Source organism: Arthrobacter sp. Y3223065, from assembly GCF_059090885.1.
Genome location: NZ_JBNHGC010000004.1, coordinates 210884 through 230329, shown reverse-complemented (window position 1 = coordinate 230329; position 19446 = coordinate 210884). Strand labels below are relative to the sequence as shown.

At 69.4% G+C, this 19446-nt stretch carries 11 protein-coding genes; all 11 read left to right on the top strand.

The features are described 5' to 3' along the window. Positions 1–35 precede the first annotated feature (35 nt). The 11 genes from AC5RUK_RS12785 (at position 36) to AC5RUK_RS12735 (ending at position 19437) form a co-directional block, all read left to right on the top strand. Positions 36–596: a PH domain-containing protein gene (locus AC5RUK_RS12785; RefSeq protein WP_494152376.1), complete on the top strand. Its 561-nt coding sequence runs from the start codon at positions 36–38 to the stop codon at positions 594–596. An 18-nt stretch (positions 597–614) separates the two neighbouring features. Next, the gene (locus AC5RUK_RS12780; protein WP_494152375.1) at positions 615–1937 is read left to right on the top strand and encodes an adenylate/guanylate cyclase domain-containing protein; all 1323 of its coding nucleotides are present in this window, start codon (positions 615–617) and stop codon (positions 1935–1937) included. 349 nt (positions 1938–2286) lie between these two features. Next, a complete protein-coding gene (locus AC5RUK_RS12775) occupies positions 2287–8442 on the top strand; it encodes an Ig-like domain-containing protein (protein WP_494152374.1) in 6156 nt (2051 codons plus the stop codon). Positions 8443–8539: 97 nt separating this feature from the next. Beyond that, positions 8540–9511: an AAA family ATPase gene (locus tag AC5RUK_RS12770; RefSeq protein ID WP_493988052.1), complete on the top strand. Its 972-nt coding sequence runs from the start codon at positions 8540–8542 to the stop codon at positions 9509–9511. A 39-nt stretch (positions 9512–9550) separates the two neighbouring features. Beyond that, positions 9551–10903 carry a DUF58 domain-containing protein gene (locus AC5RUK_RS12765; RefSeq protein ID WP_494152373.1) on the top strand — a complete coding sequence of 451 codons (1353 nt, stop codon included), beginning with the start codon at positions 9551–9553 and terminating at the stop codon, positions 10901–10903. Beyond that, positions 10900–13425 (top strand): transglutaminase TgpA family protein, encoded by a 2526-nt coding sequence (locus AC5RUK_RS12760; RefSeq protein WP_494152372.1) that lies wholly within the window; start codon positions 10900–10902, stop codon positions 13423–13425. Before AC5RUK_RS12765 ends, AC5RUK_RS12760 begins: the two co-directional genes overlap by 4 nt. Then, positions 13410–14603: an RDD family protein gene (locus AC5RUK_RS12755; protein ID WP_493988055.1), complete on the top strand. Its 1194-nt coding sequence runs from the start codon at positions 13410–13412 to the stop codon at positions 14601–14603. The genes AC5RUK_RS12760 and AC5RUK_RS12755 overlap by 16 nt, the downstream gene beginning before the upstream one ends. Then, positions 14600–15436 carry a PP2C family protein-serine/threonine phosphatase gene (locus AC5RUK_RS12750; protein WP_493988056.1) on the top strand — a complete coding sequence of 279 codons (837 nt, stop codon included), beginning with the start codon at positions 14600–14602 and terminating at the stop codon, positions 15434–15436. The genes AC5RUK_RS12755 and AC5RUK_RS12750 overlap by 4 nt, the downstream gene beginning before the upstream one ends. Continuing rightward, positions 15436–17076, top strand: coding sequence for an FHA domain-containing protein (locus AC5RUK_RS12745; protein WP_494152371.1), 1641 nt, complete (start codon positions 15436–15438; stop codon positions 17074–17076). Before AC5RUK_RS12750 ends, AC5RUK_RS12745 begins: the two co-directional genes overlap by 1 nt. Continuing rightward, on the top strand, positions 17073–18650 hold the full coding sequence (locus tag AC5RUK_RS12740) for a serine/threonine-protein kinase (protein WP_494152370.1): 1578 nt from the start codon (positions 17073–17075) through the stop codon (positions 18648–18650). The genes AC5RUK_RS12745 and AC5RUK_RS12740 overlap by 4 nt, the downstream gene beginning before the upstream one ends. A gap of 85 nt (positions 18651–18735) precedes the next feature. Beyond that, positions 18736–19437: a hypothetical protein gene (locus AC5RUK_RS12735; protein ID WP_493988059.1), complete on the top strand. Its 702-nt coding sequence runs from the start codon at positions 18736–18738 to the stop codon at positions 19435–19437. The last annotated feature ends 9 nt before the right edge of the window (positions 19438–19446 follow it).

Sequence of the window (19446 nt, the reverse complement as noted above, 5' to 3'; positions counted from 1 at the left end):
TTGCTCTGGACGCCCTGCCGGATCCGGGAGCGCCGTTGCGGTTGAAACTGGATCCGGGGGAGCGCGTGATCGTGGCGACACGGCCGCAGGCCCGGAAGCTTTCCTGGCCGGTGGCGGCAGCGCTGTTGGTGCTTGGCGCCGGCTCCTACGTGTTGGGCAACCTCAGCCGCCCCAGCCCGCCGGACTGGGTGGTCGAGTGGCGCCCGTTGCTGCTCGCCGGACTGGCCGTGACGGTGGCGGCGCTGCTGTCACGGCTGTTCCTGTTGCCGCTGCTGCGCTGGATGAGTACGCGGTATCTGCTGACCAGCAGGCGCCTCATCATCCGCCAGGGCGTCGGGCGGCGGCATGAACGCCAGCTGCTGCTGGTGGCAATTGCCGAAGTCCACAGCGAACAGTCCATCATCCAGCGCACACTGCGCAGCGGCAATCTCACGATCGAGCTGGGGCACGGACGCACCAGCACGCTGGTTGACGTACCGGAGGTCCACCGGTTCAGATCGTTGGTGGTGGAGGCCATCGAGGAGCTGCCACGCACCGCCATGTTTGATGGTGTAGACATGGAAACGGAAACCGAGTGGAACAGCTGGGACAGCTGACAGGGAGGAAAGCACAGGATGGACATCAGCAGCGGACAGGATGAACCGCGCCGGGCACCGGTCCCGCGTGATCCCGAGCTGCCCCACCTGCTGCGCCGCGAAGTTCCGCCGCCGGCCGCGGACGAGCCGGACGAAGAGCTGGAGGAAACCCGCCCGGAGGATCCGGAACCTGTGCTGGAGGCAGAGCCGGCACCCGAAGGGCTGCGGGCCACGGGAGGCCACCCGGCCGGGGAGCCCGAGCCGCTGACCTTGTCCATGCCGCGCGTGCCGTTGCCCGCCCAATCAGCACCCGCCGCCGAGTCCGACGGAAAAGTGGACCGGCAAGCGATCAAGGATCTCGAGATCCGGTTGCTGGGCTCTGAACGGACCATGAAGCGCCGTGAAGTGGCCGCCGGTGCAGGAGTCTCGCTGTTGTCGGCCCGCAAGATCTGGCGGGCCTTGGGGTTCGCCAACCTCGGGGACGAGGACCTCGCCTTCACCCAGGCCGACCTGGATGCCTTGACCACCATCATCGATCTGGTCCGCGAGGAACGGTTGACCGAAGAAGCGGCCATTTCGATCACCCGGTCGGTCGGCCAGATGACGGACCGCATGGTGGTCTGGCAGGTGGAGGCGTTGGTGGAGGAAATGGTGCACCAGCGGGGGCTCACCGATGCCCAGGCCCGCCAGCGGCTGGTCCATGAGCTGCCGAACCTGATCGATTCCCTGGAAAAGCTGTTGCTCTACTCCTACCGCCGACAGCTCAACGCCGGGGTTGCCCGCCTGACCGTGCGGGCCGAGGCCGCCCTGGGTGCCGGCGCCGGGGCAGGTGGCGACGTCGATTCGCTGCCCCTGTTGCGGGCCGTGGGTTTCGCAGACCTGGTTTCCTATACGAGCCTGTCCCGCCAGATGAACGAGAAGACCCTCGCCCAACTGGTCCAGCGGTTCGAAAACCGTTGTGCCGAGATTATCTCCGTGGGCGGCGGGCGCTTGGTGAAGACGATCGGCGATGAAGTCCTCTACATCGCGTCCTCGCCGCAGGCCGGGGCTGAAATCTCGCTGGCGTTGGCGAAGGCCATCGGTGACGACGATCTGCTGCCGTCGGCGCGGGTTGCCATGGTTTGGGGCAGGGTCCTTTCTCGGCTCGGCGACATCTACGGCCCCACGGTGAATCTCGCCGCCCGGTTGACCACGCTCGCGGAGCCCGGCACCGTGCTGGTCGACGCGTCCACCGCGTCCACGCTCGCCGGGGATGAGAGGTTCGTGCTGATCCCGCAGAAGGTGCGCACGGTCCGCGGATTCGGCGAGGTCAACCCGGTCACCGTTGCCCACGGCACCGGCCAAGGGTTGGTCGTCGACTAGATCCGGTCGCCGGACGGCGGGCGGCGCCCGCGGTGCTGGCGGGCGCGCACCGCGGGCGTGGACGAGGGCGGTGCCCGCTGAGGCGGGGACGGCGGCGGTGCCCGCCGAGGGGACCCGACGGACCAAACCGAGCGCCGCCGTCGTCGTTCCCGAGACTTTGCCCGGCAGGGGAGTGCTCCCCATGCGCTCGGGTTTACGCTCGGTGGTTATACGTGCAATAGTCGGTAAGGGCCCTTGGCGCACCAAGGGCCGTCTTTGGGTGCCTTATCGGCGTGTCTGCGAGGAATTCCGCGGCGCGCCGGCGGGATCGGCGCGGGATCACAAAGGAATCAGGGCATTGCGGGGAAGAATGTTCGGGCGGACGCGGCGGCGCAGGACGCTGGCATCGACGACTACCTTCTCTGTGGCGACGGCACTGGTGGTCGGCGGTGCCATCTACTACCAGGGTTTCCCCACCGCTGACGTGGACCTGAACGACGGCGGCGTGTGGGTCACCAACAACAGCCAGGGGATGGTTGGCCACCTCAACTACCAGTCCCAGGTGCTCGACGGCGGCTTCAGGGCCAACAGCGACGGCTTCGACGTCATGCAGAACGCCGGCACGGTGTTCATGGAGAACCAGGACCAGTCGATGCTCAGCCCGGTGGACGTGGCCCAGATGGAGCGAGGGTCGGAACAGCAGTTGCCCGGCACCGCCGACGTGGCCTTCGGCAACACCCTGCTGTCCATCACCGACACGGTCAAGGGCCAGGTCTGGATCAGCCCGGCGGACGAGCTCGGGTCGTTCAATGAGGAAACGGCCGAGCCGCTGCTCACCGATGCCGAGGGCAGCGTGGCCACGGTATCGAAGCAGGACACCATCTTCGTCGCCGATCCGGATGCCGGCGAGGTAGCCCGCTTCGAAGTCAACGATGAAGGCGTGGCCGAACGCACCGGCGGGCACCGGGTGGAATCGCTGGCGGAAGCCGGGGATCTCCAGATAGCCGCCGTGGGGGAAGAAGCGGTGGTCTTCGACGCCGACTCCGGCCTGCTGGTCCTCCCCGGCGGCCGCGAGGTCACCTTGCCGGACGCCCGCGGCGGGGCACTGCAGCTCAGCGGAGACAAGAGCCCGTACGTGGCGGTGGCGACCCAATCGGCCTTGATCAAGCAGCCGCTGAATGGATCCGACGCAGACATCGTGCCGCTGGCAGGCACCGGAACACCGGCCGCACCGGTCCAGCTCGCGGGTTGCCTGCACGCGGCCTGGGCCGGCGTCAACCACTACCTGCGGGAGTGCGGCGACGACGCCGATGATCTCGCGCAGCCGATCCAGGGCATCGGGTCGAACGCGTCGCTCGTCTTCCGGGTGAACCGGGACATTGTGGTCCTCAATGATGTGAACGCCGGAAACGTCTGGCTGGTGCTCGAAAACATGCAGTTGGTAGACAACTGGAGCGACCTGATCCCGCCGGAGCAGGAGAACGAAGAGGACGAAGAGGACTCGGCGGACGAGAACCCGGTCAACACGCTGCCCGACCGCACCGAGGAAAACCAGCCGCCGGTCGCCCAGGACGACACCTTCGGCGTCCGCGCCGGCCGCACCACCACGCTGACCATCCTGGATAACGACTCCGATCCCGACGGCGATGTGCTCACCGCCCGCCTGACCGGCGACGGCCCGGGCATCGGCGAGGTACAGGGCATCTATGACAGCACCGGACTGCAGATTGTGGTCAACGGAGATGCGGCACCCGGCCGGCAGACCTTCAACTACGAAGTGGACGACGGCCGGGGCGGTACGGACACGGCGCGGGTAGCGATTGACGTGCGCGCCGAGGGCAGCAACCTGCCGCCGGAAACGAAGCGGAAAACCACCATCCTGGTGGAACAGGGCCGCGAAATCAGCCAGAACATCCTCAGTGACTGGATCGATCCGGACGGGGACGACATGTTCCTGGTCGGCGCGGACAACACCGCCGACGGCGACTTGGTGCGGACCCGGCCCGACGGGCTGCTGACCTTCCAGGACGTCGGAAAGACGTTCGGCAAGAAGGACGTCACGGTGCGGGTGTCCGATGGCTCCGAAACCACCGAGGACGTGGTGGTGTTCGACGTCCGCCCGCCCGGCGCGCTGCCGCCGCTGGCCAACGCCGACCACTTTTCCGCCACCGTGGGCCAGGAAATCCAGATTGCGCCGCTGAAGAACGACCAGGACCCGAACGGCGGGGAACTCCGGCTGGCCAAGACCGGCTCGGCGGCGAACACCTCGATCGTGCCCGACTACGACGCGGGCACGGTCAAGTTCACGGCCGACGCCCCCGGCACCCACTACTTCACCTACCTGGTCACCAACGGGCCGTCGAGCACCACCGGCCTGATCCGGATCGATGCCGCCGAGGACGACGGCGACGGCGCGCCGGTGGCCGTGCGGGACGTGGCCCTCCTGCCGGAAAGCGGGCAGGTGCTGGTGGATGTGCTGGCCAATGACACCGACCCCTCCGGCGGCGTCCTGGTCGTCACCTCGGTGGACGCGAACGGTGCGCCCGTCGCCGTCGAAGTGCTGGACCACAACATCCTGCGCATCTCCGATGTGAAGGGACTGCACCAGCAGACCACCATCGGATACACCGTTTCCAACGGCTTCGCCTCCGCCACGGGCGAGGTCAGCGTGATCTCCGTGGCCGGCCAAGACAAGCTGCTGCCGCCGCAGGCCGAAGCCGACACCGCCACCGTGCGGGTCGGCGACGTGGTCACCGTTGATGTGCTGGCGAACGACACGGATCCAAACGGCGACACGCTGACGCTGGTGGACGAGCTCGCCGAGACCCCGGATCCTGCCGACGGCCGAATCTTCACGGCCGAAAACTCCGTGCGCTTCATCGCCGGACAGCAGGCGAAGACGGTCTACGCGGTCTATGAGGTGACGGACACGGCGGGCCAAAAGGATTCCGCCCAGGTACGGATCAACATCCTCCCGCGCGACGACGAATCGAATTCCCAGCCCGCTCCCAAGAACCAGGAAGCCCGTGCCATCGCGGGGTCGACGGTCCGGATACCCATCCCGCTAAACGGCATCGATCCCGACGGCGACTCGGTGTACCTGACGGGCATCGACAAGGCCCCCAAACAGGGCGCGGCCGTGGCCGGGCCGAACTACATCGACTACACGGCATCCGCGCAGGGCGCCGGCACCGACACCTTCACCTACCGGGTCAAGGACAGGCTGGGTGCCGTCAATACGGCCACGGTCCTGGTCGGCATTGCCCCCGCACAGGAAAGCAACCAGAACCCGGTGGCGATCGACGACGGAATCGAGATCCGGCCGGGCAAGACGGTGGCCGTCGATGTGCTCAAGAACGATTCGGATCCGGACGGCGACGCGCTCCGGCTCGATGCCGGCAAGATCGTCGGCGAGCCGGCGTCGATCGCCGCCAAGGCGGAAGACGGGCGCGTCTACCTGACGACCCCGGCCGAGGAAGGCACGGTCAACGTGCGCTACACCGTGGGCGACGGCCGCGGCGGCTCCGCCGTCGGGACCGTGACGGTCCAGGTGAGCGGGGACGCTTTGCTGCGGGCGCCGCTGGCCCGCGATGACAGGGTAGCGTCGGCCGACATCAAGGGGCGCACCGCCGTCGATGTTCCGGTGCTGGAGAACGACGAGGATCCGGACGGCGTGGCCAAGGATCTTGAAGTGCTGGTGGGCGGCGACTATCCGACCGCCAGGGCTGTGGCCGGCGGACAGGTCAACGTCGAACTGACCGAGGCGGTGCAGCTGATCCCGTACACCGTGCGGGACGAGGACGGGCTGCAGGCCACCGCGGTCATCTGGGTACCGCCACTCGGCGAGCAGTATCCGGTGCTGCGGGACAACACCCCGCTGGACGTGACGGCCGGCGACGAACTGCAGCTGGACCTGACGGAACTGGTCGAAGTACGCCCCGGCCGCACCCCGCGGATCACGGTGGCGGAGAGCATCCGCGCGATCGGCACCAGCGACGACCAGTGGATGGCCGACGCGAGCACGTTGAGCTACAAGGCGGACCTCGATTATGCCGGCCGCGGCTCCATCACGTTCGAAGTGACCGACGGAGCGGGCCCCGACGACCCCGAGGGCCTCAAGTCCACGCTCACCATTATGACCAAGGTGATCCCGGCCGCCGACCGGAACTTCCCGCCCGAACTGACCACCGGAACGCTCGACGTGGCCAAGGGCGAAGACGCCGTGAGCTACGACCTGCGCCCGCTGGCCAGCGACCCGAACCCGGAAGACCTGGAGAAGCTGCAGTTCGCCGTCGAAGGCGGGACGCCGGAAGGATTCGACGTCAGCCTGGAGGGCAGCGTGCTGCGTGTGGCGGCGGATGCCGAGCTCCAAACCGGTGCCACCGGCGTGGTCAACTTCTCCGTCACCGACGGCCGTTCCGATAAGGTGACCAGCCGGGTGACCGTGCAGGCGACCGCCTCCACCCGCCCGCTGCCGGTCGCCAACGACGACGAGGTGCCGGACGCCGTGCAGGGCGAAGCGCTGCCGGTGGACGTGCTCGCCAACGACGTGAATCCGTTCCCGGAAACCCCGTTGACGATCGTCAGCGCCGTTGCCGGCAACGGGGGCACCGCAGAGATCGACGGCGAGCGGATTATCGTGACGCCCGGCGCCGACTTCTCCGGCACCATGACGGTCGAATACACGGTGGAGGACAAGACCCGCGAGGGGAGCCGGCAGGCGACGGCGAACGTCTCGCTCGTGGTCAAGGGCCGGCCGGAGACGCCCAGCACGCCGCTGGTCGACTCGGTCCGCAACCAGAGCGTAGTGCTGTCCTGGACGGCGCCCAGCGACAACGGCGCCCCGATCACCGGCTACACCGTGAACGCATTCGGCGGGGGCTTCAGCCAGCAGTGCGCGACGACTACCTGCACCCTGACCGGCTTGCAGAACGACGTCGAATACACCTTCACCGTGACGGCGGAGAACGCGGTGGGAACGTCCGACCCGTCGGCGGAGTCGGCGGTGGCCAGGCCGGATGTCCGGCCGGCAACCCCGGCCGCTCCGCAGCTGAAGTTCGACGACAAGTCACTGGACGTCAGCTGGACCGCACCGGCCAACGAAGGCTCGGCCATCGAGAGCTACACCCTGGAGATCTCGCCGGCCCCGCCGAGCGGCCAGCTGCAGAAGAACGGCCTGACCGGCACCAGCTACAAGTGGGAGGGGCTGGAAAACGGGCAGGCGTACGAGGTCCGGGTGCAGGCGCACAATCGCGCCCCGGAACCGAGCGACTTCAGTGCCTACTCCGCCGCAGAGGTGCCGGCCGGTCCGCCCGCGGCTCCCACCGCTCCGGCTACCGAACGGGTGAAGTCCGTGGGGGACCAGAGCCAGCTGAAGGTGAGCTGGGCCGCGCCGTCCAACAACGGCGGCGAGATTCTCGACTACACCGTGCGCGAATACCAGGGCGGAGGGCTGACCCGGACCTTCCCGACGGTGAATGCCACCTCGCAGACCGTGACGGCACCGAACTCGGAGACCGCCTACACCTACACCGTCACGGCCCGGAACAAGGCCGGGTCGGGCGAGGCCAGCCCGCAGTCGAACGCGCGGCGGGCGGTCGGCGCTCCCGATGCCCCGACCGGCGCCTCGCTGAGCGAAGCGCAGACCGGCGGGGCGGGACGCGCGGTCACGGTGTCCTTTAACGAACTGACCGCCGCGCAGCGCAACGGCGCCCAGTCCGGCGAAGTCAGCTACCGGGCGACCTTTAGCGACGGCCGGACCATGGCCATCACGAACGGGCAGCAAGTGGGAGGCTTTACCAACGGCAAGGCCGTGAACGTGCGCATCACCTCCGTGGCCAACAGTGACGGCGCGAGCTACTCCAGTGCGCCGAGCGCCGCGTCCAACAACGCGACTCCGTATGGAGCTCCCGGGAAGCCTAGTGTCTCCGGACAGGACGGCGCCAGGGAACAGCAGTCCGTGACGTTCAACTGGAGCGCACCGGCAGCGAACAGCCACGACGTGGCCCAAATCCGGATCCGGATCGACGGGGGCGCCTGGCGGAACGTGGCCAACTCCGGCAGCGAGACGGTCAACACCCGTGCGTACAACAAGCGCGTGACGTTCGAAGCGCAGTCGATCAATTCCCGCGGCACGGCTGGTGCGATAGCGTCCGCTTCGGCAAGCTCCGGCGACGCCCCGCCGCCACCGCCGCCGCCGAAAACGGAATGGCACCTGGTGGTCGGCGGCCAGTTGCCCCCTGGTCATAGAACCTGCATGGATCCGCGGTCGGGGACAAACTTCAGCCCGGGCCCGCCCGCTTCATGCGCCGGAGGTCATTGGGCGAATGACAGGAGCAATCCGAATCCCACCTTGCTGTCGAAGTGCTGGATCCTGCGCTCCGGCGGAATCTACTGGTACCAGCAAAACGGCGGCGGCAAGTCGATCAATAACGGGCTGTACGTGAAGGGCATTCACGTAACGCTGGAGGGCAGGGGCTCCGACCTGGGCAGCGCCCCGCCGAGCGGGATGCCTCCATGCGGATGAAACCGGGCAGGCCGGGATTCGAATCAGGGCGCCTGCACGCTTCTTAAGCAACTAACAGATTGACACCGATGCAACACGAAGAGAGACCGGGAACAGCATGACGATGACTTCCGAGCAGGCCGAGTGGTTCGCCGAGACGTTCGGGAAGCTGGCCGCCAACGTCGGCCAGGCGGTGCTGGGCAAGAACCAGGTGGTGCGGTTGGTGCTCACAGCCATGTTGGCCGAGGGCCACGTGCTGCTGGAGGACGCCCCGGGAACCGGCAAGACGATGCTGGCCCGGTCACTGGCCGCCACCGTGCAGGGCTCGAACTCGCGCATCCAGTTCACCCCGGACCTGCTGCCCTCCGACGTCACCGGCATCACGATCTACGACCAGAAGACGCAAAAGTTCGAGTTCCACAAGGGCCCGATCTTCGCCACCGTGGTGCTGGCGGACGAGATCAACCGGGCCTCGCCGAAGACGCAGTCGGCGCTGCTGGAAGTCATGGAAGAAGGCCGGGTGACGGTCGACGGCGTGACCTATGACGCCGGGCGCCCCTTCATGGTGATCGCCACGCAGAACCCGATCGAGCAGGCCGGTACGTACCGCCTCCCGGAAGCCCAGCTGGACCGCTTCCTGATCAAGACGTCGATCGGCTACCCCGACCGCGCGTCGACGGTGGAACTGCTGGGCGGAGCCAGCACGCGCGACCGGTCGGCCGCCCTGACGCCGATCATCACCCCGCAGGCCGTCAGGGACATGGCAGACCTCGGGGCCAGCAATCACGTGGACATGTCGATACTGGAATACGTCTCGGCCCTGTGCGAGGAAACCCGCAACGCGGCCGAGTCGCGCCTCGGCGTGAGCGTACGCGGCGCCTTGGCCATGGTCCGCGCGGCCAAGGTCTGGGCCGCGTCCCAGGGCCGCAACTTCGTGTTGCCGGACGACATCAAGGAACTGGCTCCCGTGGTCTGGAACCACCGGTTCGTGATGGACCCCGAAGCGGAGTTCGCCGGCGCCACCCCGGAGGCCGTGATGTCGCGCGTGCTGGCCGACGTGCCGGCGCCCCAGCAGCGGGTGACGGTCTAGGGCCGTGCCGACGGAACACTTCCGGCCGAAAGCGGCTCCATGACCGAGACCACGACCAAGCAGGCCACGGAGCAAACGAACCGGCTCGGCGGCCTCAGTGAAACGATTCGGCGGGTAGCCACGGACAAAGGCAGCAGGCTGCATCCGGCCTCGCTGGCCACCCAGGCTGGTTCGCTGGCCGGGCAGTACGTGTCGCCGCGCTGGCAGCGGGTCCGGGGTGCCGCGGAGCGCTACCTGCGGCCTGTGCTGGATACCGTGAGCCCGCTTGGCTGGGTGGTGGCCGGCGGCACGGTCCTCTTGTTGGTGCCCGGGACCGCCTTCGGCTGGCAGGAAGCCAAGATCGCGGCGCTGATGGGACTGTTCCTGCTGGCGCTCGCCATAGGTTTTGTGTTGGGCCGTTCTTCGTACGGCGTGGAACTGGATCTGGCACGCACCCGGGTCGCCGTCGGTGACCAGGCCGTGGGCAGCGTAGCGGTGACGAACACCGCGGACAAACCCCTGCTGCCGGCGGCGCTGGAGTTGCCGGTCGGAGCGGCCACCGCCGTGTTCCAGTTGCCGCGCATGACGGCCGGCCAAGTGCACGAGGACCTGTTCACCATCCCGACGCAGCGCCGCGCCGTCATCGTGGTTGGCCCGGTCCGTTCGGTGCGCCAGGATCCGCTGGGCCTGCTCCGCCGCCAGATGATGTGGACGGAACCGACCGACCTGTTCGTCCATCCGCGCACCACCGCGCTGGGCAGTTCGGCAGCCGGCTTCATCCGCGACCTCGAGGGCCTGCCCACCAAGGAACTGGCCAGCGCCGACGTCTCCTTCCACGCGCTGCGCAATTACGTCCCCGGCGACGACCGCCGCTACATCCACTGGAAAACCACGGCGCGCACCAACACGCTGATGGTGCGCCAGTTCGAGGAAACCCGCCGCGCGCATCTCGCCGTCGCGGTCTCGACGAACACCGAGGAGTACGGCTCGGAGGAGGACTTCGAACTGGCTGTCTCCGTGGGCGCATCGATCGGGCTGCAGGCGATCCGCGAGGAGCGCAACCTGAGCGTCCTGACCCAGCGGGGCCCGCTGCGCAGCGAAACCGGCCGCATCCTGCTGGATGAAATGACCCGGATCGAGGGCAAACCGCAGAGCTCCACCGCGGTGGAACTGGCCCGCAGTACCGCCGACGCGGTTCCGAATGCGTCCGTCATGTTCCTGATCGTCGGCGATCACGTGTCGGCCACGCAGCTCCGCCAGGCATCATCGGCCGTGCCGGCTGGCATCCGTGCCTTCGCCATACGCTGCGGCGGCGGTCTCCAGATCGCCCGGGCGACCATCGGCGACCTGTCCGTGCTGTCACTGTCCAGCCTGGACGACCTGGCCATCGTTTTGCGGAAGGCAGCTGCATGAGCACCGCCAAAGCTCCGCTTCCGGAGCAACAACCCGGCCGGGTCCGCCGCCGTGCCGCCGAAGCACAGAACGACGCCGGCCTTACCGCCCCGCGGAAGCGGCGCCTGCCGGCTGCCGGCGGACTGGCGGCCTGGCTGCCACGGCCCGCACGACAGGTGGCACTCGATGCGGCTGTCCTGGTGGTGCTGCTGGGACTGGGGCTGGCCGGATTCCACCACGTTTTCGGCGGCAACGGCCGCTACCTGACCGCAGGCTTCGGCGGTATCGCCGTCGGGCTCCTGCTCTCCCTGATCGGCGCCCGCTACCGGATGGGTCTGTTGTCCACGGCCACCGCCGGGCTGGGGTCCTACCTGCTGCTCGGCAGCACCTTCGCCGCGCCCACCGAAGCCATCGGCGGCGTCCTGCCGTCGCTGGACTCGCTGCGCACCGTGCTGACCGGCTTTGTTTTCGCGTGGAAGGACATCCTCACCGTCGCCCCGCCGGTAGGGATCTCCGGCGGGATGCTGGTGGTGCCGTTCCTGGGCGCCCTGGCGGCCGCCCTGCTGGCCGGCACGTTGGCGTGGCGCGTCCGCGGGCCGTACTGGCCGCTGCTGCCGGTACTGGGGTTCTTCCTGCTGGGCATCGCGTTCGGCACCGATGTCCCGGCGCTGCCGGTGCTGCGGGGCGTGCTGCTGGTGGCGGTGTCCGCCGCCTGGCTGGCGTGGCACCGCCACCTGGCCCGGGGAGATGCCGCCGCGGGTGTGGCCACTCCGGCACTGGCCGACCCCGCCGCACACCGGGCCAGGCTGCGGCGCAGGCTCGGCCTGGGCGCCGGAATGCTGGCGTCGGCGGTGGCGCTCACGGCGCTGGCCGGCCCGGCACTCACGGCGCGCGGCGATCGCGAGGTGCTGCGCGACGTCGTCGTTCCTCCGGTCAATCTCTACGACTATCCGAGCCCGCTGATGGATTTCCGGAGCTACGTGAAGGACCGGGCCGAGGAGACGCTGTTCACCGTCACAGGGCTGCCCGAGGGCCAGCGGGTGCGGTTGGCGGCGCTGGACACATTCGACGGCACGGTCTACAACGTCAACCCCGAAAGCGGGGGCAATTTCAAACCCGTGGGCGACGCCGGCTCGCTCGGTCGGGCGTCCGGCGGCACCGCGCGGCTCGACATCCGGATCGGTGACTACAGCGGCGTCTGGCTTCCCGGGGGCGGGCACATCGGCGGCATGGCGTTCGAGGGGGAGCGGGCGACGGAGCTGGGCGGCTCGCTGTTCTACAACGACGACTCGAAGACAGCGCTGACCACGCGGTACCTGGTGGCCGGAGACAGCTACTCGGTGGAGACCACGTTCCCCGGCCGGCCGGAGGACGCCCAGCTGGCACAGTACGACTTCGCCTCCGTCCGCCTGCCGAAACCGGCGAGGGTGCCGGACATCGTCGCGGCCAAGGCGAACGAGTTTGTCGGCGAAGCGACGGTGCCGATCGAACAGGTGCGCCAACTGGAACGGAACCTGCACGAGAACGGCTTCTTCAGCAACGGTAAGGAAGACGAAGCGCGCAGCCTGTCCGGCCACCACGCGGGGCGGATGATCCAGCTCCTCGATGCCGAGCAGATGATTGGCGACGACGAGCAGTACGCGGTGGCGATGGCGTTGATGGCCCGGCACCTGGGCATCCCGGCCCGGGTGGTGATGGGGTTCTACCCGGATCCGAAGGAAGGCCATTCCGCCGGCGAAGCAGTTCAGATCAAGGGCGAAGACGTGCACGCCTGGGTGGAGGTGGCGTTCGAACATGCCGGCTGGGTCGCCTTTGACCCGACGCCGGACGAGGACAACGAGCCGACTCCGCCGCAGCAGGAACCGAAGTCGACGCCCAAGCCGCAGGTCCTGCAGCCGCCGCCTCCGCCGCAGGAACCGGCCGAGCTGCCGCCGGACACCGCCCCGGAGCCGCAGGACGCCGAGCAGCAGGAGAAGTCGTTCTGGGAACTGTGGGGCTGGCTCTTCGCAGCCGTGGGCATGGCGGCCGTCCCGCTGGCGGTATTGCTGCTGCCGCTGTTGCTGATCGCCTGGCTGAAGCTGCGCCGGCGCAAGCGGCGGGCCAGCGAAGGCCTGCCGAGCCACCGCGTGGGCGGCGGCTGGCGCGAGGTGATGTCGCTGGCCACCGATATGGGAGCGAGAGCCCCCGCGAACGCCACCCGGCGCGAACATGCCGCCATGCTGGCAGGGCAGTTCCCGACCACCGCGGACGGCACCACGCTACTGGCACACCGGGCCGACGCGGCCATCTTCGGGGCAGCCGAGCCGACGGAAGTCCAGGTGCAGCAGTATTGGGACCAGGTGGATGACTCGCTGGCCAAAATGAAGGACTCGCTGGGTTTCTGGCAGCGGCAGCGGGCCAAGTTCACACCCCGCTCGCTGGTTGCGGACGCCAAGAGGCGGCTGGCGCAGCGGCGGACAACGGCCGCCACTAGAATCCGTACAGTAGACTCACAGGCCGGACGGCCGGAACAGGGCGGGAGCAGCACGTGGCAGCAAGACTGAATCTGGTCAGCGCCCCGGTCGGCAAACGGCTGGCGGCGTGGCTGATCGACAAGATTCCGCCTGCCGTGCTGATGCTGGCCGCCTATGCTGCCAGCGTCCCGGCCGTGATGGAGGCCGCGGCCTCCGGCAGCGCCTCCGCGGCCGCGGAAGCGCTGGGCGGCATGTTCCTGTGGATCGGGCTGGCATCGCTGCTGTCGCTGGCCTACACCATCTGGCTCTGGGGCTGGGAAGCGACCAGCGGCAAGACTCCCGGCAACCTGCTGCTGGGCCTGCGGACGGCCAACGAGGACGGACATGCGGCCGGCTGGGGAGCCATTTTCCTGCGCGGGCTCATCATCGCCGTCGGCTCACTGGTGTTGGCCGTGGGCGCCGTCGTGGTGGTGGTCTCCAACGTCTGGGACCGCAACCACAAGCGCCAGGGCTGGCACGACAAGGTGGCCAAGACCCTGGTGCTCGACGTGGCACAGGGCCGCGATCCGCTGACCACCGGAGGCCTGTACGGGCCGGCGGCTTTTGCGCCGGACGGTACCGACGCCCACGTCGGCTTTGCCGGCGCGGCCTCGGAAGGACAAGACCCGCAGCGGGCCGTCGCCGAGCGTGCTCCGCAGGCTTCCGGCGTCATTTCCGCGATCCCGGGATTCGGCCCCGCAGCACCGGCGCCCACGGTCCCGGCAGCCGGCGCCGTCCCCGCCGCGCCGCCTGCGCCGGCGGCCGTCAGCCGGGGCACCCCGGAGGTGCCGCCGCCGTACGTTCCGGCAGCGGCGGGCCAAGCTGCGGAGGCGGGCCGGGACAACCACCCGGACGAAGAATTCGCGGCAACCCGGGTCCGCACGGCGGCCCCGCCGGCCGGCCCCCTCACCATCACCTTCGACGACGGGCGCAACGTGGTACTTGAAACGACGGCCCTGATCGGGCGCAACCCGGCCGCAGGCGCCGGCGAGGAGATCGACCAGCTGATCGATTTCGCGGACATGGGACGCTCCGTATCCAAGACCCACCTGCTGCTGCGGGTCGACGGCGGCACCGTCTGGGTGACCGACCGAAACTCCACCAACGGGACCGCGGTGACCGGCGGCGACGGCATCCGCCGCCAGCTGGCCCCCGGGGAAGCGGTGGCTGCGCAACCGGGAGCGACCGTCGAGTTCGGCGACCGCGGCTTTACCATCGGACGGGCATGAGCACGGCGTCGGGAGCGGAGCCCATCCGGCTCAATGTCGGCGCCGGGTCCGACCGCGGGTTGCGGCGTCAGCTGAACGAGGACGCGTACCTGGCCGACGGGACGCTGTTCGCGGTGGCCGACGGCATGGGCGGACACGAGGCCGGCGAAGTGGCCAGCCGCATCTGCGTGGAGACGATGCGGGACTACGTGGCCAGCCACGAACTCGGCGCGCACGAGCTGGAACAGCTGATCGCCCGGGCGGACGCACGGATCAGGGTGGCGGCGGCATCGCGGGCGGGCACGACGGTGTCCGGGGCCGCGCTGGTCTCCGAACGCGGCGTGCCCTACTGGCTGGTGTTCAACGTCGGCGATTCCCGCACTTACCGGCTCAACCACGGCAAACTCGTACAGGTCAGTGTTGACCACTCCGAGGTGCAGGAACTGCTCGAGGCGGGACAGATCACTGCCCAGGAGGCCCTGGTGCACCCGCGCCGGCACGTCATCACCCGGGCGCTGGGCACCGGCGAAGACAACCAGCCGGATTTTTGGATGGTGCCCGTGGAACCGGGGGACCGGATCATGATCTGCTCCGACGGGCTGACCTCGGAGGTCAGCGACGACCACATCTACAGCATCCTCACCTCCCTGGCCCATCCCCAGGACGCGGTCGATGCGCTGATCCAGGCCGCGCTGCGCTCGGGCGGACGGGACAACATCACCGTGGTTGTCGTTGATGCCGCCGGCCCCGCGGGCCAGGGCGAGGACGCCTCGACCGCGCCGCGGCAGGAGGAGACGACGACGCTGCCCCGGCTGGAAGCTCCCGAACAGGCAGCCGCCGTGGAGGATGACTGATGGCGGTCATGGCGTACAGCCGCGGGCATTGGCTTGGGTTGGTCAGCGGCGACACAGCGGTACTCCTCGAACCGGGCGCCCCCGATGACATGGTGCAGCAGTTGTGGCAGGCGCTGGAGTCCGGCGCTACGCTCGAAGCGCTGCTGGGAACCGTCGTCTCCGGCTACGGCGCCAACCTGTCGGCCATGCCGCAGTTCGGCATCATCTCCCGTGCCGGCGGCATCCACGCGGTGCTCCGCGGCGACGTAGTGGTATCCGCGGATTCGGACGGGCAGGAACTGAGCGGACGCGGTGTCTCGAGCTGGACCGAAGGACGGCTGGCGGCCGACAGCGTGGTCATTGCGGCCGGGGCCGGCGGACCCCACCCGGCAGGCAGGCCGGGCCCGTGGCTGCCGCTGCGCGCCGGCGCGGTACAGCTGGGTGCCCTTCGCGTGGGCGCGGCAGTCGCCGCCGGACGGGAGCCGCGACCGGGGGGCGGCCCAGCGGATTCGACAAGGACGGGCCGGACGGCCGGCGTTTCGGCACCTGAACCCGCACGTGTACCGGCTCCGGCGGCGCGGACCGAAGCGGCAGGGCCGGAGTCCGGCGGGCCGGAGGCCGGATGGTCCGAAAGCCTGGAAATGACCAGTCTCTATGTGCCGGAAGATGAGTCCGACGCCGCCGCTGCCGCCGATGAAATGGTGCCGGGCTCCGAACCGGTGCCGGACGCCGGGCAGGCCGCCCAAGCGGTGCCGGACACCGGGGCGGCAGACGATGGCCTGGACCAGACGGTGGTCCACGCCGCCGCGCAGCGTGCCATCCTGCAGGCACGGCCGCCCCATGCCGCGGCCGGCGATGGCCAGGCGGGAGCCGCCGTCGCACCCCGTCCCGCGGCAGCAGGCCGGACCGCCGGGCAGCCCGGCCAGCCTGTGGACCTGATCGACGCCGTTCCCTGGCTGACGCCGTCTGCGTCCGCCCGCGCCGCCGCCGCGGCATCGGCCGCCGCGGAAGCGGCCAGGGATTCCCAGCCGGCCGAGCCGGCCGACCGCGGCCCTGCCGCTGCGGGCCCACCGGCCGGATTCGTCCGTGGAGACCACGCCGACGGTGACCACGACGGGCAGACGCTGATGCGCAGCGACCTGCCCGAGGTCCCGGCCGCACCCGCCGCTGCCGCCTCGGCGCCGTCGTCGGTGCCGAGCACCGCGCCCATGGTGCTGGCCCGGATGTGCGGTCACGGCCACGCCAATCCACCGACCAGTTCAGCGTGCTCTGCGTGCGGCGGGCAGCTGGACGACGAGGCCCAGGAGGTGCAGCGGCCGGCGCTGGGGCACCTGCGGTTGTCCACCGGGGAAGTGGTGGAACTGGACAGGCCCGTGATTATTGGACGGCAACCCTCCGCGAACCGGGTCCAGGGCAGCGTGATGCCGCGGCTGGTTCCGGTGCACAGCGCCAGCGGGGATATTTCGCGCTCACACGTGGAAGTCCGGCTGGAAGGCTGGCACGTCATGCTTGCCGACTTGGACTCCACCAACGGGACCTTGCTCTTGCGCGGCCAGCAGGCGCCCCGGCGGCTGGGCCACGGCGAGGCGGTCATGCTGCTGGACGGCGACATCGCGGACCTGGGCGACGGCATCTCCCTGCGCTTTGAGGACCTGCCGTGAGCGTGAAGCGCCCGCCCGCACCGCCGCCCGCCATCGACGGCTACCGCTACGTCCGGCTGCTCGGCTCCGGCGGTTTCTCCGATGTCTATCTTTACGAACAGGATCGACCCAAGCGCCGGGTCGCGGTCAAGGTACTGCTGTCCGGGCTGAAGACCGATGACGCCCGCCGCCGCTTCGAATCCGAAGCGAACCTCATGGCGCAGCTGTCCACGCATCCGTTCATCGTCACGATCTACGAGGCCAATCTCACCGCCGACGGACATTCCTACCTGGCCATGGAGTACTGCTCGCGTCCCAGTCTGGACGTGCGGTACCGCAACGGGCCGCTGGCGGTGCACGAAGTGCTGGCCCTCGGGATCCAGGTGGCCTCGGCCGTGGAAACCGCGCACCGGGCGGGAATCGCGCACCGCGACATCAAACCCGCCAACATCCTGGTCACCGACTACAACCGGCCGGCCCTGACCGACTTCGGCATCTCCTCCTCCAGCGCTGAGGACGCGGACGGCGACGCCGGCATGTCCATCCCGTGGTCGCCGCCGGAAGCATTCCAGGGTGCTGCCGGCAACGGCACCCGCAGCGACATCTGGTCCCTGGGTGCCACCGTCTACACGCTGCTGGCCGGGCGGTCCCCGTTCATCCAGCCCGGCGGAAGCAACTCCCAGCGGGACCTGATGGACCGCATTGCGCATGCACCGCTGCCGCCGCTGCGCCGTGCCGACGTGCCCGCATCCCTGGAACTGGCCCTTGCGACCGCGATGGCCAAGTCGCCGGGCTCGCGGTTCACATCGGCCTATGCCTTCGCGCTGTCCCTGCAGCGGGTCCAGGCGGAATTGAACCTCTCGGTGACCCCGTTCGAGGTGCTGGAGGAAGCGCGGTCGGCTCAGGCAGACGGCGGCGACGACGGCGAGGCGACGCGCGTCCGCGGGATTGTCTCCATCGACCCGTCCGCCGGCACGGCACCGACGGCACCCGGCTTCGCCTTCCCCGAACGCACCGGGAGGCTGCCCACCGGGCCGGCGCAGCCGGCAGCAGGCACCGCATCCGGGCCGTGGCTGCCCGGCGGCCCCCAGGGACGGCCCCTGGAGCCGGACCCGGACGGCGCCACAGTGCTGCGGGACTCGGAACAGGACCAAGGGACGGACCCCGACGGCGAGGCGCGGCGCCGTCCCTGGGCCTGGGTGGCCGGGGCCGCCGCCGCGGCAGCGGTGCTCGCCGGTGCCGTCGTCGTGCTCAACCGGCCCGCCTCCGAGGCTGCAGTGCCCGAGGCCCCCGTCAGCCGGGCGCCGGCAAACGCCTTGGAAGGCCTGTCCGGCAACGTGGTGCCGCCGGAGGACCTGGCCGGCCGGGTGCAGGGCGGCGAGGCAGTCTTCAGTTGGACCAATCCGGACCCCCGGGACGGCGACCTGTACGTCTGGACGCCGGTGACCGCGTTGGGCCGGGGCGAGGCCGAGCGCACCGGTGAACCCGAGGCAACCATGCCCCTGGCACAGAATGACCGCACCTGCATTGAAGTGGTGGTGGTGCGGGCCAATGGCCGGGCCTCGGATCCGGTCCGCGGCTGCGCGGACAAGTAGCCCGGCTGCGTGGCTTTTGCGGGTAGGTTTGAAACGTTGAATCACGCATTGGCCCCCGCGGGCGGTGCAGACAAGGGGGATAGCGGTGGCGGATGTGAGCATTGAGTTCTGCGGCGAATGGTACGAAGCCACGAACAACGACGTGTTCACCATTGGGCGCGAAGGCGACCTGGAGATCGACGACAATCCCTATCTGCACCGCAGGTTCCTGCAGATCGCCCACTATGACGGCATCTGGTGGCTGGCCAACGTCGGCTCCCTCATCTCCGCGACCATTGCCGATTCGACCGGGGGCATGCAGGCATGGCTGGCGCCGGGAGCGCGGATCCCGATGGTCTTCAGCCAGACGAACATCGTTTTCACGGCCGGCCCCACGACCTATGAGCTGTCGGTCCATGTGAAGACGCCGTCGTTCCGGCAGGAACACCGGGACACGGATGCGGTGGGCGAAACCACCATCGGCCCGGTGGTCTTCACCGCGTCGCAGAAGGCCCTGATCCTGGCCCTGGCCGAACCGATGCTCAAGCGCGACGGGACCGGGCTTAGCTCGATCCCGTCGTCCTCGCAGGCGGCGGCCAGGCTGGGCTGGCCCCTGACCAAGTTCAACCGCAAGCTGGACAATGTCTGCGACAAACTGGACCGCGTGGGCGTCGCCGGACTGCGCGGCGGCGGCGGAAAGCTTGCCACCAACCGGCGCGCGCGGCTGGTCGAACACGCGGTGACCTCGCACCTGGTCACCGCGGCCGACCTGCCGCTGCTTGACGAACGGCCGGACGCGGAAGACTGAGCGGCGGCC

Bases quoted from the DNA above. Each gene is read 5' to 3' on its own strand.
- AC5RUK_RS12780 (WP_494152375.1), top strand. From the start codon at position 615: ATGGACATCAGCAGCGGACAGGATGAACCGCGCCGGGCACCGGTCCCG.
- AC5RUK_RS12775 (WP_494152374.1), top strand. From the start codon at position 2,287: ATGTTCGGGCGGACGCGGCGGCGCAGGACGCTGGCATCGACGACTACC.
- AC5RUK_RS12770 (WP_493988052.1), top strand. From the start codon at position 8,540: ATGACGATGACTTCCGAGCAGGCCGAGTGGTTCGCCGAGACGTTCGGG.
- AC5RUK_RS12765 (WP_494152373.1), top strand. From the start codon at position 9,551: ATGACCGAGACCACGACCAAGCAGGCCACGGAGCAAACGAACCGGCTC.
- AC5RUK_RS12760 (WP_494152372.1), top strand. From the start codon at position 10,900: ATGAGCACCGCCAAAGCTCCGCTTCCGGAGCAACAACCCGGCCGGGTC.
- AC5RUK_RS12750 (WP_493988056.1), top strand. From the start codon at position 14,600: ATGAGCACGGCGTCGGGAGCGGAGCCCATCCGGCTCAATGTCGGCGCC.
- AC5RUK_RS12745 (WP_494152371.1), top strand. From the start codon at position 15,436: ATGGCGGTCATGGCGTACAGCCGCGGGCATTGGCTTGGGTTGGTCAGC.